The sequence below is a fragment of the Dictyobacter aurantiacus genome (genome assembly GCF_003967515.1).
Lineage (GTDB): Bacteria > Chloroflexota > Ktedonobacteria > Ktedonobacterales > Ktedonobacteraceae > Dictyobacter > Dictyobacter aurantiacus.
This window is the reverse complement of sequence record NZ_BIFQ01000001.1, coordinates 5,068,027-5,084,777: the sequence shown is the minus strand read 5'-3', so window position 1 is coordinate 5,084,777 and position 16,751 is coordinate 5,068,027. Positions and strand designations below refer to the sequence as shown.

At 57.6% G+C, this 16,751-nt stretch carries 15 protein-coding genes; all 15 read left to right on the top strand.

Annotated elements, in window-relative coordinates:
- The first annotated feature begins 437 nt into the window (after positions 1–437).
- The 15 genes from KTT_RS20365 (at position 438) to KTT_RS20295 (ending at position 16,745) form a co-directional block, all read left to right on the top strand.
- Positions 438–1,187, top strand: coding sequence for a class I SAM-dependent methyltransferase (locus KTT_RS20365; protein ID WP_126597735.1), 750 nt, complete (start codon positions 438–440; stop codon positions 1,185–1,187).
- A gap of 385 nt (positions 1,188–1,572) precedes the next feature.
- Positions 1,573–1,872 carry a hypothetical protein gene (locus KTT_RS20360; RefSeq protein WP_126597734.1) on the top strand — a complete coding sequence of 100 codons (300 nt, stop codon included), beginning with the start codon at positions 1,573–1,575 and terminating at the stop codon, positions 1,870–1,872.
- A gap of 6 nt (positions 1,873–1,878) precedes the next feature.
- Complete coding sequence (locus KTT_RS20355) at positions 1,879–2,862, top strand: A/G-specific adenine glycosylase (protein ID WP_126597733.1); 984 nt, start codon at positions 1,879–1,881, stop codon at positions 2,860–2,862.
- 84 nt (positions 2,863–2,946) lie between these two features.
- Positions 2,947–3,765, top strand: coding sequence for a PIG-L deacetylase family protein (locus KTT_RS20350; protein WP_126597732.1), 819 nt, complete (start codon positions 2,947–2,949; stop codon positions 3,763–3,765).
- A gap of 160 nt (positions 3,766–3,925) precedes the next feature.
- Entirely contained in the window at positions 3,926–5,761 is a 1,836-nt protein-coding gene (locus KTT_RS20345) for a protein kinase domain-containing protein (protein ID WP_126597731.1), read from the top strand.
- A 141-nt stretch (positions 5,762–5,902) separates the two neighbouring features.
- The gene (gene folK / locus KTT_RS20340) at positions 5,903–6,418 is read left to right on the top strand and encodes a 2-amino-4-hydroxy-6-hydroxymethyldihydropteridine diphosphokinase (RefSeq protein ID WP_126597730.1); all 516 of its coding nucleotides are present in this window, start codon (positions 5,903–5,905) and stop codon (positions 6,416–6,418) included.
- A 195-nt stretch (positions 6,419–6,613) separates the two neighbouring features.
- Entirely contained in the window at positions 6,614–6,973 is a 360-nt protein-coding gene (gene rsfS / locus KTT_RS20335; RefSeq protein WP_126597729.1) for a ribosome silencing factor, read from the top strand.
- A gap of 26 nt (positions 6,974–6,999) precedes the next feature.
- Positions 7,000–7,182 carry a hypothetical protein gene (locus KTT_RS20330; RefSeq protein ID WP_126552569.1) on the top strand — a complete coding sequence of 61 codons (183 nt, stop codon included), beginning with the start codon at positions 7,000–7,002 and terminating at the stop codon, positions 7,180–7,182.
- Between the two features lie 182 nt (positions 7,183–7,364).
- A complete protein-coding gene (locus tag KTT_RS20325) occupies positions 7,365–8,321 on the top strand; it encodes a hypothetical protein (protein WP_126597728.1) in 957 nt (318 codons plus the stop codon).
- A 121-nt stretch (positions 8,322–8,442) separates the two neighbouring features.
- Positions 8,443–9,813: a family 4 glycosyl hydrolase gene (locus KTT_RS20320; protein ID WP_126597727.1), complete on the top strand. Its 1,371-nt coding sequence runs from the start codon at positions 8,443–8,445 to the stop codon at positions 9,811–9,813.
- Positions 9,814–10,637: 824 nt separating this feature from the next.
- The gene (locus KTT_RS20315) at positions 10,638–12,107 is read left to right on the top strand and encodes an FAD-linked oxidase C-terminal domain-containing protein (RefSeq protein WP_126597726.1); all 1,470 of its coding nucleotides are present in this window, start codon (positions 10,638–10,640) and stop codon (positions 12,105–12,107) included.
- 54 nt (positions 12,108–12,161) lie between these two features.
- The gene (locus KTT_RS20310; protein WP_126597725.1) at positions 12,162–13,496 is read left to right on the top strand and encodes an FAD-binding oxidoreductase; all 1,335 of its coding nucleotides are present in this window, start codon (positions 12,162–12,164) and stop codon (positions 13,494–13,496) included.
- Positions 13,493–14,818 carry an SAM-dependent methyltransferase gene (locus KTT_RS20305; RefSeq protein ID WP_126597724.1) on the top strand — a complete coding sequence of 442 codons (1,326 nt, stop codon included), beginning with the start codon at positions 13,493–13,495 and terminating at the stop codon, positions 14,816–14,818. Before KTT_RS20310 ends, KTT_RS20305 begins: the two co-directional genes overlap by 4 nt.
- 38 nt (positions 14,819–14,856) lie before the next feature.
- Complete coding sequence (locus tag KTT_RS20300) at positions 14,857–16,422, top strand: (Fe-S)-binding protein (protein ID WP_126597723.1); 1,566 nt, start codon at positions 14,857–14,859, stop codon at positions 16,420–16,422.
- A 134-nt stretch (positions 16,423–16,556) separates the two neighbouring features.
- Positions 16,557–16,745 (top strand): PNPOx family protein, encoded by a 189-nt coding sequence (locus tag KTT_RS20295; protein ID WP_126597722.1) that lies wholly within the window; start codon positions 16,557–16,559, stop codon positions 16,743–16,745.
- Positions 16,746–16,751: the final 6 nt, after the last annotated feature.

Below are 16,751 nucleotides of genomic sequence, written 5' to 3'. Positions count from 1 at the left end.
CATTACCTGACGGTCTCATGCATATATGGGGGGGTCTACCTTTCAGGTAGGCGGAAATAGAAATCTAGACCGTTTATTCTAATAAGAATGTATTTTATCCTCGTTGGTGGCCCGTGATAGCTCCCGCACTCGCGTCCGCTGCGCGGCCGCGCTTATAGTTTATGTTGGTGCGTCAGGGGCGCGGATGCGCCCCTGACGCACCAACATAAACATAACTGTTGGGCCATGCAGGTGCGAAAACGCACACAGGCGGCCGCGCTTATAGTTTATGTTGGTGCGCCAGGGAACGCGGATGCGCCCCTGACGCACCAACATAAACATAACTGTTGAGCACCGCAGGTGCGAAAACGCATGCAGGCCGCACGTGAGAAGCATGAGATGAGAGACATTCTGAGGAAAGAAGCAAGAGCGCGATTATTTTGAGGAGGAAGCGGAATATGGGTGAAACGCCGTGGTATGAGAAGTTTTTCAATGAGGACTATGCCCGTCTGTATGCACCATTTTTGTTGCCAGCCAGCACCGAGCAGGATGTGACGGATATTATCAGGCTGCTGGATCTGCAGCCGGAACACAGCGTGCTGGATCTGTGCTGTGGCTACGGTCGTCACGCGCTGGAGCTGGCGCGCTACGGCTGCCAGGTGACGGGACAGGATCTCAGTCCGCGGCTGCTAGAGCGTGCTCAGGCCAGCGCCAGCGAGCAGCAGTTGCAGGTTCGCTGGCTGCAAGGCGACATGCGTACCATCCCCTTCGAGAATGAATTCGATGCCATCATCAATATGTTTACCTCCTTTGGCTACTTTGACAGCGACGAAGAGGATCAGAAGGTCCTGCAGCAGGTCCATAAGGCGCTGAAGCCGGGCGGCTTTTTCCTGCTGGAGACCATTCACCAGGCCCGCGTCGCCCGCACCAGTGCCCCCCAGGGCATCATCCGCTATCCCGATGGCCTGATCGTACTTGAAGAGCGTCAGCTGGATCTGTTTAGCAGCCATAACAACGTGCGCATCAGCCTGCTCTATCCCGATGGCCGACGTAGCGAACACCGGCAATCCATCCGCGTCTACACGCTCACCGAGCTGGCACACATGCTACGCCAGGCCGGGCTCGAACTGACCACCTACTACGGCGGACTCGACGGCAGCGCGCTCACCATTGAAAGCAGATTGGTACTGATCTGCCAGAAGCCATGAAGGCGAGCACCGGCTTCTCACCAGTAGCGAGGCCTGTCAACCACGCTGACAGGGCATGTGTCCCGACATCACAAAGTATGCACCGGCAATAGAAAAACTCTCATTCTATAGACTCAAGGTCGCAACATGCGCTATAATGAGCAGAGCTACCAGAAATTTTTTAGCCCCTCCGTCCAATGGCGGGGAGAGCATAAAGAGTAGATCCTGATCCCACACGTGCGGCCAGCGCGCTATTCAACAAGTTACCTATAAGCAACAGCTTCTATGATGCATAAATGATAGAACTGCCAGGTGTGAGGCCAGGCTCACTCGCGAATCGCGGTAGTAGTATTTATCATACCAAGCCTGATTTATCATTATAAATACATAAGGAAGGTACATAACCGTGCCCTGGTGCAGATTTTTTATTCCGAAGATTGCTTCACCCGGAGTTAAGCCGGGTGATCCTGACTTAAATGAACACATCTCGTATGCCAAGTGCATCAAAGGCCATGTGCTGCGTGATGCCAACGATTGGGTCCAATGTGAGAACCTACCAGCAGCCGACGCGAAATGCTGGCAGGAGGGCGGCGATACGCTCTTTACCCTGAGCGTTCGCAAACGCAATGAGGAGCGGGGAGCCACCTCAAACGATCAAAACGGTCGGTTCCAACAAGAGCCAAAGACGCACGCGAGCAAGTCTTGAGGTCGCATGGGTAAACACACATCGCCGCCGACCGCTCTAGCGCAAGCGGAGCCAGAGCATCTCGCGCTGGTGCAAAGCGCGTTACTGTCATGGTACGAGCAGGAGCAGCGCCCCCTGCCCTGGCGCGAGACCAATGATCCATACGCGATCCTGGTTTCAGAGGTCATGCTGCAGCAAACCCAGGTTGACCGTGTGCTGCCCAAGTACCAGCAGTTTCTGGCGGCGTTTCCGACCCTGGCCGAGCTAGCAAAGGCCTCTACCGCTGACGTCATCGCCGTCTGGGTGCCGCTTGGATACAACAGGCGCGCCGTGAGCTTACAATCAATCGCGCGCCAGGTGCTGGCGGACTACGATGGGCGCATCCCGGATACCATCGATGAATTATTGAAGCTGAAAGGGGTCGGCCGCTACACGGCCGGGGCTATCGCCTGCTTCGCCTATCGCAAGCAGGTCGCCACCGTTGACACCAATATTCGCCGGGTCCTGCACCGCGTCTTTCTCGGTCTGGAACATCCAGATCCCAAAGCCAACGATGCCCAGATGCTGGCCCTCGCCGAGCAGGTATTGCCCGTGGGACACGCCTATAACTGGAACCAGGCGCTGATGGACATGGGGGCCACCGTCTGCAGCAGCGGCAATCCCCTGTGTGGAGATTGTCCCCTGCAGCAGCAATGCGCGGCCTACACTGAAATGAGCCAGTACAGTCTCTTCCCTTCAGGGAAGGTGCTCCGTCAGCTGCGGAAAGTTGCCGAGAAAAAGACCGGGTATCAGGCCAGACCTTTTACCAGCACCAACCGCTATTTCCGGGGACGCATCGTTGATCTACTCCGCTCGACACCGGCTCAACAGCGTATTCCGCTGACCGCTCTGGGGCCGCAGATCAAGCCAGAGTTCGGTGAGCAGGATCACGACTGGCTACAGAAGATCGTTGAAGGGCTGGTCAGAGATGGCCTGCTCGACGCCAACGAGGAGGGTGTGCGTTTACCTTAAAGCCGGGGCAAGCCGGCATCTACGGCAGGCCGGGACACGCCCGGCACCGACAAGAAAAAACCATTTTATGGAGGAGATAAAGCGTTGCGACTCACAAGCATAAACGATATAACCCGACAGCATCGACATATTTTCCTGGCCCCGCATCTAGATGATATCGTCTACTCATGCGGCGGCACGCTGGGCGTTCAGGTCAGTTCCGGCCTGCATCCACTGGTCATTACGGCCTTTGCCGGTGGACCCAGACCAGGTCAGCAGCTGAGCTCACTGGCCCTGCAGGTTGTGCGCGATTGGGGCGCCAGCGATGCTCAGAGCGCGCTGCGCGTCATGGAGGAGCGCCGCAAAGAGGATAGCGCCGCCCTCGACTATCTGCAGGCCGACTACCTGTGGCTCGATTATCCAGAGGCCATCTATCGCGGCAACCCTGGCTACTATACCAGCAAAGAGCAGCTAATGGGCGGCGAGGTGCATCCCGATGACCGCGTGCTGGACAGAGAACTGGGCAACATGCTGGTCGAGCTACGTGACCGCCTGCCCGATACGGTCTGGTATGCCCCGCTGGGCGTCGGCCATCATATCGACCACCAGATCGTCTGCTCGGCGGCCGATCGCCTGGTTCAGCGTGGCGCGAAGGTCTATTTTTACGAGGATTTTCCCTATGTGCAGCGCGATCCTGGAGCGCTGGAGAAGCGGCTACAGGAGCTGGGTGGTGCCTTCGAGTATAACCTGGTCGAGATCTCGGAGATGATGCCCTTGAAGTTGGAGGCCGCCGACATGTATCGCTCTCAGATCGACTCAAACTTTGGCAGCCGAGAAACCATGCACCGGCTCATCGACAACTACGCCAGAGATATCCGACCGGTTGAAACCATCCGGTTGGAGCGCTACTGGCTCACGCGCTAAACAATAGATTGAAAGAGGGGGAGAGCGGTACGCATGTATTCTTGCCTGACATACAGAAATGCTATGCTCTCTCCACGGTGCGATTAGCACAATCATAGAGAAAGCCGGGATGAGCCCGGTACCCACGGGGTGGATGAGGTAAAAGTAGGAGTGAGGATTCATGAAGGGGTTAGAAGGCTCAAAGTTAGGGCGCTACGAACTACGGTTCCGGGTGGCCCAGGGTGGGATGTCTGAAGTCTACCTCGGCTATGATCGCCGCGTCAAACGTTATGTAGCCGTCAAAGTATTGTATGGCAGTGATGAGCCATTTGTACGCCGCTTTGAACGCGAGGCGCGCGCGGTGGGAGCCCTTTCACACGACCATATCTTGCCTCTCTACGATTTTGGGGAGCAGCGCCCCTGGTACTACTTGGTGATGCCCTTTGTAGAGGGTGGCACGCTGCGCGATTATTTGCATAAGCGTGAGCGTTTAACGCTGGAGGAGGCCGGGAGCTTCCTGGAACAGATCGCATCAGCCCTGCAACACGCCCACGAGCATGGAGTCATCCACCGCGACGTCAAGCCATCCAATATTTTACTCCGGCTGGATGGACACGCCTACCTGGTCGATTTTGGCCTGGCCAAGGCCAAGATCGAGGCCGAATTTCAGACCCACTCCGGAGCCATGGTCGGCACCCCTGAATATATGGCCCCCGAACAATCCGATGGGCACAACGATTTCCGCAGCGACATCTATTCGCTGGGAATCATCCTGTACCAGATGCTGACCGGCCGCGTCCCCTTCACGGCTGATTCGCCTGTCGGGGTTACTCTCAAGCACATTCAGACCCCGCCGATACCACCCAGTCAGATAAACAGTGAGATTCCACCGGCCATCGAAGAGGTAATGCTCAAGGCGCTGGCCAAGGCGCCGGAAGATCGTTTCCAGGAGGCACAGGCGTTCGCGCTGGCCTATAAGGTGGCCCTGATCCAGAAGCGCACGCGCGACCTGGGAGAAGAAGCGCTGGCCTGCGTCTTCAGCGGCGAGCACGAGGTAGAGTACGAGCAGAGCAACCAGCAGCAACACACAGATACCACCATGGCCGCCATCGAGCAGATTACCACCCAGCTCAACATCCCATCCACCAAACCCCAGCTCTTCCCCCTGGAACGGGACAAATCATCATTTATCCCCTACACCTCGGAGATGTTCAAAAAAAAGAAGCGTATCAGCCCCGTGCATAGCGTCGTGCTGGCACTGATCGTGGTCCTGTGCATCACCCTACCGTTGTTCTTCATGTGGGAGACGCGACCGGCGCCCGCACCACCCCGGCACCATCTCACTCCACGGCCAACCGTCCTGCTCAAAGCGACGCAGACGGAGCTCGCCCATCTCCACCTGCAGGCCACGCTAGCCGCGCAGGCGCGCATCCAGGCCAGCAGCGGCATCACCAGCGCCATCGGGGCTGGCAAGATCCTCTATTACGATGAGATGGACAGGAAGAGTAGCGGCTGGATCAACGACGGCAGTCAGTGCTATTTCTCGCCGCAGGGCTATCACGTGCACACCGGTCTCGCCCACGCCGTGGCCTGGTGCTACTCCAATCAGCAGAGCTTCGCCAACACCGTCATGTCCGTCCAGGTGAAGATGCTCTACGGGGACTTCTGCGGACTGGTCTTCCGCCTCAATCCATATAGCAAGACTTTCTATGTGCTGGAGATCAATAGCTACGGCAGCTACCGCCTCCAGCGCGCCATGGGCAATGATCCCGCCCACTGGCTGACCCTGATCGACTGGACCTATACCGGCACCATCCAGCCGGGCTACGGCCCCTTCAATACCATCATGGTCGTCGCCTCGCGGGCACGCTTCCAGATCTACATGAATCGACAATTGATCGTTTCCACTTTTACTGATACCACGTACAGCACCGGACTGCTGGGCTTCCTGGTGGGTGGTGATAGCCGCTATGGTACGGAGGCCGTTTTCAGGCGCCTGGCCGTCTTCCAGAAATAGCTGCACGTTTGCGACGTAGGACATCCCTACACACAACTTCAACTATCTAGTACCATCTCCTAAAATCGCAACGAACCGGGGATGCGATACGTCCCAATTATAGGGAGTAATATACACGATAAAGAGAGGTCATTGGTAAGCATGGGTGACGAGAGTCCCGAATGTTCCCAGACACACGATGTCTACCTTGCCCTGGGTTCTAATCTGGGAGATCGCCGGGCGCACCTGCAAGAGGCGTTGCGGCGCTTGCGCGCGGTCGTCGATATCCAGCAGGTATCGACCGTCTATGAAACCGAGCCGGTAGGATATCTCGATCAGCCTTGCTTTTTCAATATCGTCTGCCATGGATATACCAATCTGACGCCACAAGAACTGCTGCGGCGAGCCAAAACGATTGAGCACCAGCTCGGACGGCAGGAAACGATACGCAATGGACCACGACCGGTCGACATCGATATTCTCTTCTACGACACACTGGTATACACGGAGGAGAACCTGGTTATCCCCCATCCACGCATGCATGAGCGTGCGTTTGTCCTGGTGCCGCTGGCTGAAATCGCGCCCGCCATGCAAGATCCGCGCAGCGGCAAATCAGTACAGGAGCTTTTACAGGGAGTCGCCCGCGATGGCGTAACTGGGACATCTGTCCTGTTGTAGAAAGGCGCCCGGCCCTCCGGGTAGAGAGGAAGGATCGGCAATAGGAGATCATCAATAGGCATTTCGCCTGGGTCATTTGCCTCTTAACAAGCAGTGGTCGGTCATGCTATAATGCGGATACAACATTTAAATTCAAGTTCTTATGAACCACTTGCGGCACATCGCCGAGAGGTGCGAACGACATAGGAAGCACTCGTGGAGGAAGTTCTGTTAGATATCGACCAGCAAGCAAAGGCAGCCGCGGATATCGCATATGACAAAAAAGCATCTGACGTTCTCTTGCTCGATATTCGAGACGTGAGCGTCATTGCTGACTACTTCGTTATCTGTAGCGCCAGCAACACACGTCAGATTCAGGCCATCGCCGATACCATTGATGAAGATTTAGGGAAACAGGGAGCACAGCTCCTTCATCGCGAGGGGGACGCCGATTCCGGCTGGGTACTCCTCGATTTTGGTAGCATTATTGTACACATCTTCGGACCCAAGGAACGCGAATATTACCGCATTGAGCGTCTTTGGAGCGAAGCAAAGACAGTTGTGTACTTACAATAATAGTTTTGTTAGAAAAGGTGGCGACGATGACATTTTTTCGTAATCGTTTGTTCTTAGAAGGGATTGCGCTGGGTGGCATTTGTGGCATTATCATCGGCTCCGTCATCGCTTTTACACTCGGTGAAAGCAGCGTTGAAGCCGTGCGCCGCGCCATGCAGGATAAATTCCCCGGCAAACGTGAAGTGCCTTTCAAATATCTCTCGCAATAAGTCAGATTGCAGCGGGTATATCTGGTAAAGAGCGCTTCTGTAAAAAATATCTATCTTTCCATGGTCACGTTCTCAATAGTTTATATATACAATCTGGCATGATACACCAAGGATCATTCTCTGATTGAACGACATGGTGATGAATACACTAGTTATGATAAAGGGGTGGAGTTGTGCGGTTGTTGATCATGACTTGTCTTACCTGTCTACTTTTGGGCGTGGCCTCTTTTGTTGCCATTTTGCAGCCCGACCTGCAGGCGGCACACGCCCAGGATTGCTTACCAGAAACGCCGGGAACGCCTTCGCAGTCCTCGCCATCGCCGGGCTCTATCGTCCTCAATGAGATCCAGCTCGTGCCGCTGTCGGCGTCACTCTCCTGCAAGCCATCGACGAGCATCGACGTCGCCAATGCTCCACGCATCGAGCTCTATAACACATCAACGCAAACCATCCAGTTCTCCCATGGCAGCATTGATAGCGGCGCGAACACGACCCCCTATTATTTTTCGCCGGTCACCATAGCGGCTCACAGTTTCATCGTTATATTCCCACCCACCAATCTTGCTCTAGAGATCAGCAAGAACACGTTGATCCGCCTGCTCAACGTTGAGAGCGTGCTCGACCAGATCAGGCTTCCCGCGCTACAGCCAGGCACATCTTACGCCCGCACCACCGATGGTGGCCCCCACTGGAGCGTGACCCACACTCCCACGCTGGGTATCAGCAATGTGCCGCCAGCGCCACCACAGATCACGGCGACGGCGCGCAGCCCCAAAGCGACCGTCACCCCAAAGGGACGCCGCAGCACACCAACCACCCGAGCAAAGTCGTCCTCGTCCAGCCGCACGCGCGGGTCCACCCTCAAGTCGGGCAGCAACTACCAGTCAGGGGATCCAACAAAGATCGCCATGAAGCCACCGAACCAGGCCAGGTATATCCAGGCAAACTGGAAAGATGTACACGTTCCCACTCCCCAAGATCATTCTGGTACAATAGATAATGTATCCTCGGTGTCTACCCAGAACAGCATGCAACCAGCCACAGGTGGGAATGTGCTACAAAAAGTCATCCTTTCCGTCCTGTTGCTCTCTCTCACTATAGTAATATGGCACTGGCGCCGTCTCTTCCGTCGCCCGTGATGCGTACTGTATTATAGATGAGTAATAGATTGGCAGGCAGCAAAATTCGCTGCCTTCAAGGAATACAACCAGGAGGTACTGGTGCCATAGCCTGGCAAAGTTACCTGAAGCGAGACGCTTGATGATAGCACAAAATTATCTGGAAAATAACGCAACCCCTCCCAATCACCATGCCAAGATCGCCATTATCGGGGGCGGAAGCCTGCATTGTTCCGGTTTTATACAAAATCTGATTCAGCATCCCAATACCCTGCGCGGCTGTCAGATTACATTGATGGATATCGATGAGGAGCGCCTCAATCTGACGTATACGCTGGCCAGCAAGCTTCTGCAGCAGGCGGACACCGGCATACAGATCGAGAAGACGACCAGCCAGGAAGAGGCCATCGAGGATGCCAGCTTTGTGCTGATCACGTTTCGTACGGGGGGATTGCGGGCGCGTGTGATCGACGAGAAACTGCCTTTGCGCCATAACCTGATCGGACAGGATACCGTTGGGGCCGGTGGCTTCTTTTACGCGCTGCGCACGGCACCCGTCATCGCCGGCATCGCCGCTGAAATCGAGAAACTGGCCCCCAAAGCCTTTCTGCTCAACTACACAAGCCCGAGCAATATCGTCACCGAGGCTATTTCGCATGCCAGCGGCATCCGCGCCATCGGCATGGAGGACTATCCCTATCCCGAAACCGACCTTATCCTGAAACGCACAGGCATCGGCGCGGAACCGAAGAAACGCATCCATCCGCGCAAGGTCGGGCTTAGCCATGGCAACTGGACCACAGCGATATGGCGCGATGGAGAAAACATCTTACCTGCGGCCATCAAGTGGTACGAGGATTTCTTACAGAGCAATCCGGATATGAACGAAGAGAATTATCCCACGATCCTGCTGGCTCGCCTGGCAACACAGTACGGGGCTATCCCCTCCTACTATATGCACTACTACTATTACTCTGATATCGTGCTTGACTATCAACGCCAGCGCAAACAGACGCCAACGGAAACATTGATTGAGCGCCTCCCCCAACTGCTCGCGTCCTACCAGAGGGAAGCGTCCAACGACCATCCCGACGTGTCACAAATCATAAACTTTCCAGGAGACCTCGGTCTGAGCGGCCGCGCGCTCTCTGTCATGCGCTCAATTCTGGACGACACGGGCGAAGAGTGGGTGCTCAACGTACCCAATAACGGATCGATCAACTTTCTGGCCGATGACCGCGTGGTGGAACTACCCTGTCGCGTTGATGCCCGTGGCGCGACGCCGCTCACGCAGAAGGATGGAGGGCTCAGCCTCGACCAGCGCGGGTTGATCGCCGCCCTGGCCGAGTATGAAGGCGCCACCGCGCGCGTCGCCCTGTGGGGCACCCGCAAGGACGCCATCAAGGCCCTGGCCGCCAATCCACTGGTGTGGTCCTATAACAAAGCCGAGAAGGTCTACGACGATCTGGCAATGGCCCATAAACAGTACCTGCCAAAGCGCCTGCTGAACTAAGGGAGGGGGGTGTCAGACACACTTTTTTTGGGGTGCGTAAGCGCCCCCGTACGGGCGTCCGCATGCGCGGCCGCACTGATTTTTGAGTTGTTGCGACAGGGGCGCGAATGCGCCCCTGTCGCAACAACTCACATTAAAGTGGGGAGCTCGCGCACTCACATTAAAGTGGGGAGCTCGCGCATTCACATTAATGTGGGGAGCTCGCGCATTCACATTAAAGCGGGGAGCTCGCGCATTCACATTAATGTGGGGAGCTCGCGCATTCACATTAAAGCGGGGAGCTCGCGCATTCACATTAATGTGGGGAGCTCGCGCATTCACATTAAAGCGGGGAGCTCGCGCATTCACATTAATGTGGGGAGCTCGCGCATTCACATTAAAGCGGGGAGCTCGCGCATTCATTCAGAATGTGTCTGACTCTCACGATCATCGTCCTGAGCACGCTTGAGTTGTCGCACCCGCGGCGCTCAGGAATCCTTTGTGTGTTGGTGCATCGGGTGCGCGGATGCGCACCCGATGCACCAACACACAAAACCGCTGCGGCCGCGCAGCGGACGCCCGTGCGGGGGCACTCACGTGCCCCCATAATGACAAGAGTCAGATACATTCTTAAGATTGGGGAGCAGCGCGATATGTTATTATCAAAGTATTGGAAGTATCCATCATTGTTGAACACGTTTGCTTATACGTAGATCGTCGCAGCCAGCGATGGCTGCATGCAGTTGCGCCGCCGCACTGTCTCTTTTATGCGAGCTATTGGACGTTGGACAGTAGCGGTAGATCCACAGGGATGCGAGGCAAGAAAGAAGGGAAAGAGACGAACGATGAGCATTGTAGAACAAACTGCCGCAATGAACGCCGAACCGCTCTACACAAGGATGTCCGAGACCACGAAAGCCGCGGTGGTGCAGGAGCTCCAGCAGAGGTTGGGGAAGGCCCATGTGCTCCATACGCCGTACGACGTGGCTCTGTATGAGTATGATGCCTCAATCGAGCGCGCGCGACCAGACATCGTCGTCCTGCCCTCCAGCAATCGCGAGGTAGCCGAGATCGTCAGGATCGCCGGTCGCTACGGTGTGCCGGTGGTGCCGCGCGGGGCCGGCACCGGTCTCAGTGGCGGCGCGATCCCCATCTACGGCGGAATCGTGATCGCCTTCGCGCGCATGAATCGTATCCTGTCGATAGATTATGACAATCTATGCGCCATCGTGGAGCCAGGCGTGGTCAATATTCACCTCAGCCAGGCGCTCAATCCCCATGGCTACGCCTACGTGCCAGATCCCAGCAGCCAGCGCTCCTGCACCATCGGCGGCAACGTCGGCGAGAACGCCGGCGGGCCCCATACACTGATCTATGGTGTCACGACCAACCACGTGATGGGACTGGAGATCGTCACGCCCGAAGGCGAGATCGTCGAGATCGGCGGCGAGACCAGTGACCTGCCTGGCTACGACCTGACCGGGCTGCTGATCGGCTCCGAGGGCACGCTCTGTATCGTCACCAGGATCATTGTGCGCATCGTACCGATGGCGGAGGCGGTCAAGACGATGGTTGGCGTCTTCGATACGATGGAGGATGCCTCCAATACCGTCTCCGAGATCATCGCATCCGGAGTTATCCCGGCGGCCATCGAGATGATGGACCAGATGATCCTGCAGGCCGTCGAGGCCGACACGCACGCGGGCTATCCCATGGATGCCGCGGCGGTACTTTTGATGGAGACCGAGGGGCTGCGCGAGGGCGTTGAGGACCAGCTGGCACAGATCGTGACCATCTGCGAAAAGAACCATGCGCGCGTGATCCGCATCGCCGCCGACGAGGCGGAGCGTCAGTTGCTGTGGGCGGGACGCAAGAACGCCTTTGGAGCCGTCGGGCGCATCAGTCCTGAATTCTATGTTCAGGATGGTGTGGTGCCGCGTACGCAACTGCCGTACGTGTTGAACTGCATCAGCGAGATCTGCCAGCGCTATAATCTGAAAGTTGGCAACGTTTTTCACGCCGGAGACGGAAACCTGCATCCGTTGATCCTCTTCGATAGCCAGGTTGAGGGCGAGGTCGAACGGGTGCGCATGGCGGGCCACGAGATCCTTGAAATCTGCGCGGCGGTCGGAGGCACGATCACCGGCGAACACGGGGTCGGCCTCGAAAAGCAGGCAGAGATGGCCCTGATCTTTAGCGAAGCGGACCTGCGCACCATGCAGCAGGTGCGGGCCGCCTGGAATCCCCGGCAACTCTTTAATCCGGGCAAGCTCTTCCCGCTACCAGGACGGTGCGCGGAACTGAGGCAGATCTAGCTTTCATTATGTGGATAGAGGCAGCGCCTTACATCTTCTGGGGAGATAAAGACCATGGTAGAGATAGCGCCATTTGTGCCAGCAGTCCAGCAGCAATTTCCACAGACGCCGATGATATGTGATCCGGGGCAGTTGCTCGATTACGCGGTCGACGATCGCCTACCCGGACTCCTCATCCAGCCGCAGACGGTCGAGGAGGCGGCGCGTATCGTGCGCTTCCTCAAGGAACAGCATCTGCGCGTGCTTCCACGCGGCAATGGCACGCACATGAATACCGGCGATCGGCCCGAGCACATAGATGTGCTGCTCGAAACAACGGCAATCAACCGCATCCTGGAGCACGAGGTGCCCGATCTGACCTGCCAGGTGGAGGCTGGCATCACATTAGGGGCCCTGCAGGCCGCGCTCAACGCCAGGGGACAGCGACTGGCACTCGATCCGCCCGATGGGGATGCGACGACGATTGGTGGGATGCTGGCCACCAATGCCAGCGGTCCCAAACGGCTGCGCTACGGTACCGCCCGCGACCAGCTAATCGGCCTGCGCGTCATTCAGGCTAATGGCGAGATTAGCCGCAGCGGAGGCAAGGTCGTCAAAAACGTGGCCGGCTACGATCTCAACAAGCTCTACATCGGCTCATTTGGAACCCTGGGGATTATCGTCGAGGCCAACTTCAAGCTCAATCCGCTGCCACAGGCGGAACGCACCCTGCTCTTTACCTTCGCACGCTGCGAAGATGCCATGCGAATGACGCAGGCCCTGCTCAAATCACCCCTGGCCCCCAGCGCCATCGAGCTGATCGCGCTGCACAGTCCCAAAGATGCCACGCCATTCTTCGATTTCCCGATCCCGGAACAGGGCTACACATTGGCAGTTGACTACGAAAATAGTACAATAGCCATTGCACGCCAGATCGACGAAACGAATAAGCTCGCGCAGACCCACCAGGCGTTTCTCTGCCAGGACCTGGAGGGACACAACCAGGAGCGCTTCTGGCAGATGGTCAGCCTGCAGATGCTGAGCGCGCTGACCTGCAAGATCAGCGTCCCGATCACGCGGGTCGCGGCCACGCTGCGTCACGTTGAAGAGACGTGCCAGCGTGAACAACTGGTCGCCAACATCGTCGCGCATGCCGGCAACGGCATCCTCTACGTTGAGTTAGGTCCCCATGAAGCCGATACCCACGTCGTCGATGCGATTACCGAACTGCGCCGTTACGCGCAAACATACAAGGGCAGCCTGGTCCTGGAGCGCTGCCCGACACGCTTGAAACAACGCCTGAGTGTATGGGGAGAGCCCCGAGCAGATTTCTATCTGATGCAACGGCTCAAACAACAATTTGATCCACAGGGATTATTTGTAACAGGGAGATACGTAGGAGGATTGTGAGTACAACTGAAAATTTATGCCTGGTGACCGCACAACCAGAATTTAGCGAGGCGGCACTGGCCGAACTGCAGACATTGGATCCGAGCCTGAGCATGGAAGAAGAGATCGCGCCCGGAATTCTGCTCTGCCGCGCCGAGGACGTGGCGCGCTTTATAACGATCGTCAGTAAGTCGCGGCCGGTGTTCGCGCGCCACATTGCCCCGGTGCAGACCATCGTGCCGCTGCAGAATAACGAGAACGACCTGGGCACGGTCGCCCTGGCCACCGTGCAACTGCCGGGCTTCGCCCAGCTGGAGCGCGGCGTGCACTTCGCGGTACAGACGCGCCTGACGCAGACCGATAAGAGCAGGGGCGAGCGTGCCTATAGCGGCGGGCAGATCAACAAGGCGCTGGCCGAGGCACTGGCCGAGGAGACCGCCGCCATCGAGGATGTCAAAAAACCACAGGTGATCGTCTCACTGCTCGCTACCATGGACAGAGGCTATCTTGGCATCTCAACGGCCGAGGAAAATCTCAGCGCCTGGCCCGGGGGTGCCCGCCACTATGCTCAGACGGATGAACAAATCAGCCGCGCAGAGTTCAAGTTACTTGAAGCAATAGAGGTGTTTGGTGTTATACTACCCACAGAGGGGAAAGCGCTGGACCTGGGAGCGGCCCCCGGTGGCTGGACACGGCTGCTGCTGGACGCGGGACTTGAGGTTGTCGCCGTCGATCCGGCGAAGCTCGATCCACGCCTGGCCGGACGTCGCGGCCTGACGCACTATCGTGGCTACGCTGAAGACTATCTGGAGGAAGCGGTACAGCGCCACCAGCACTATGATCTGATCGTCAACGACATGCGCATGGACGCCCGCGAGGCGGCGCGGCTGATCAGTAAGGCCGCCGCCTGCCTGGATCCGGAAGAAGGGCTAATGATCAGCGTCTTTAAGCTGCCCCATGCCACCCTTGCCATTGATCCTTTTGTCAATCTCAAAGAAGCCTTGAACATACTCAAAAGAAGCTACGCGGTCGTGCAGGCGCATCAGCTCTTCCACAATCGACAGGAGGTCACCGTAGTGGCAGCCCAACCGCTGCCGCAGGCCCGGACGCCGCAGTATTCCGGCCGACCGTCGCAGATGAGGAATCAGCCAGCGCATCGAGGACCACAGGGGCGACCGGAGCATACCCGAGGACCACAGCAACGTCCATTTCAATCACGGGGGCCGCGCCAGGAGGGCAAAGAACGCCCACGGGGTCCGCAAACGCGTCCCTACCCGTCGCGTGGGACGCAGCAACGCAGACCATATCAATCTGGCTCACCGCGACCGGAGCGTCATGAATAATCAATAATAACCATTAGCAATGGAGGCAGGTTAAAATCATGAGCACAGAGTATACACAGTCACGAACAGTGCAGTTCATTCCACCGAGCGAGGGACCGCTGCGGCGGCACACGCATACCTATGACCTGATGCGTCAATGTATCCACTGTGGATTTTGTCTGCCTACCTGTCCGACCTATGCCGTTCTGGGGGTGGAGATGGATTCGCCCCGGGGGCGCATCTACCAGATGCAGGCGGTCGCCGATGGCAAGCTGGACATCTCCGACGACTTTATCGAGCATATGTATTGCTGCGTCGGCTGCCGGGCCTGCGAAACGGCCTGCCCATCGGGCGTGCAGTTCGGTAAGCTGATCGAGGCGGCGCGCGAGCAGATTCAGCTCACCACCAACAAAGTGGCAGCCCAGGAGGGTCCCGACGTTCACGCCAGAGACGAGTACGATGAGACCACCACGCCAACGGTCAGTCGGAGCAAGAACAGCATCTCCGCCACCCTGCTGCGGCGCTTCTTCTTTGACGCCATGCTCCCCTCGCGCACGACACTCTCTCTGGTCTTTGGCGGCCTCAAGCTCTACCAGCGCAGCGGACTACAAACCGTCGTGCACAAAACGGGCCTGCTGGACGCGGCCAACAACCTGCCCACGCCGTTCAAGGGCAAACTCAAGATCCCCGAAGAGCTGATGCACAACGCCGGAGGACCCATTATCCCTGCCCCGCTACCCGAGGTCACACCTGCCATCGGTGAGCAGCGCTACCGCGTAGGCGTCATCAGCGGCTGCATCATGGACCAGGTCTTCCACGACATCAACGAGGCCACTGTCCGCGTGCTGGCCGCCAACGGCTGCGAGGTAATCACCCCACCCCAGCAGGGCTGCTGCGGCGCCCTGCACGTCCACGGCGGCGAGGCCGATAGGGGACGCGCGCTGGCCCGTCACAACATCGATACGTTCGCACCCTACAACTGCGACGCCATCATCATCAACTCGGCCGGCTGCGGCTCGACGCTCAAAGAGTACGACCACCTGCTGCGCGACGATCCCGACTACGCGCAGAAGGCCCAGGAGTTCAGCGCCAGAGTCAAAGACATCAGCGAATTCCTGGTCAGCATCGAGCCGGTGCAGCAGATGGGCGAGGTCCACCACACCGTCGCCTATCATGACGCCTGCCACCTGCTGCACGGTCAGAAGATCAAGCAGCAGCCGCGCCAGCTGCTCAAGAGCATCCCCGGCCTCAAGCTGGTCAACCTGCCCGAGTCAGACTGGTGCTGCGGCAGCGCCGGCATCTACAACCTGACCAATCAGGAGATGGGACACGAGCTGTTGGAGCGCAAGATGAACAACGTCGAGGCAACGGGTGCTCAGATCATTGCCACCGGCAATCCCGGCTGCATGATGCAGATCGCCATGGGCATGCGCCAGCGCGGCCTCCCCATGGAAGTCAAGCATCCCATCCAGCTGCTGGATGACGCCTACGCCGCTGGCGGGGTATATAAGAAAACCAGCAACGACAGCGTCACCAAACAGACGCCCAGGCCGGTCACGGCGCTAGCGGCCGCCTTCGCCCTCCTGCTCGCCATCCTTATCATCAAGGGTCGTCGCCGCAAATAACGCAACGTTGGCGCAACATGCGCGCCCAGGCACGGGGTCGCCGCTCCTGCGGAGGGCTCCAAAGCCGGGGCAAGCCCGGCACCTACGATTTATGTTGCGTATCGCGGAAAAGGAAGCTCGGGATTGGTGTCGAGGTGGAGGAAGGCTTCCTCCACTGTGCCAAGTCAATCAAGCGCTCAAAGCTCTGGGAGCAAGCGAGCTGGCCCGATTTGGCTGCGCTACCATCCATCGGACAGATGTTTCACGACCATACGCACATCGCCGATAAGACGGCACAGCAACTTGATGCTTACCTCGAAGAGGATTATCAGCATCTCTACTAAAGGCAT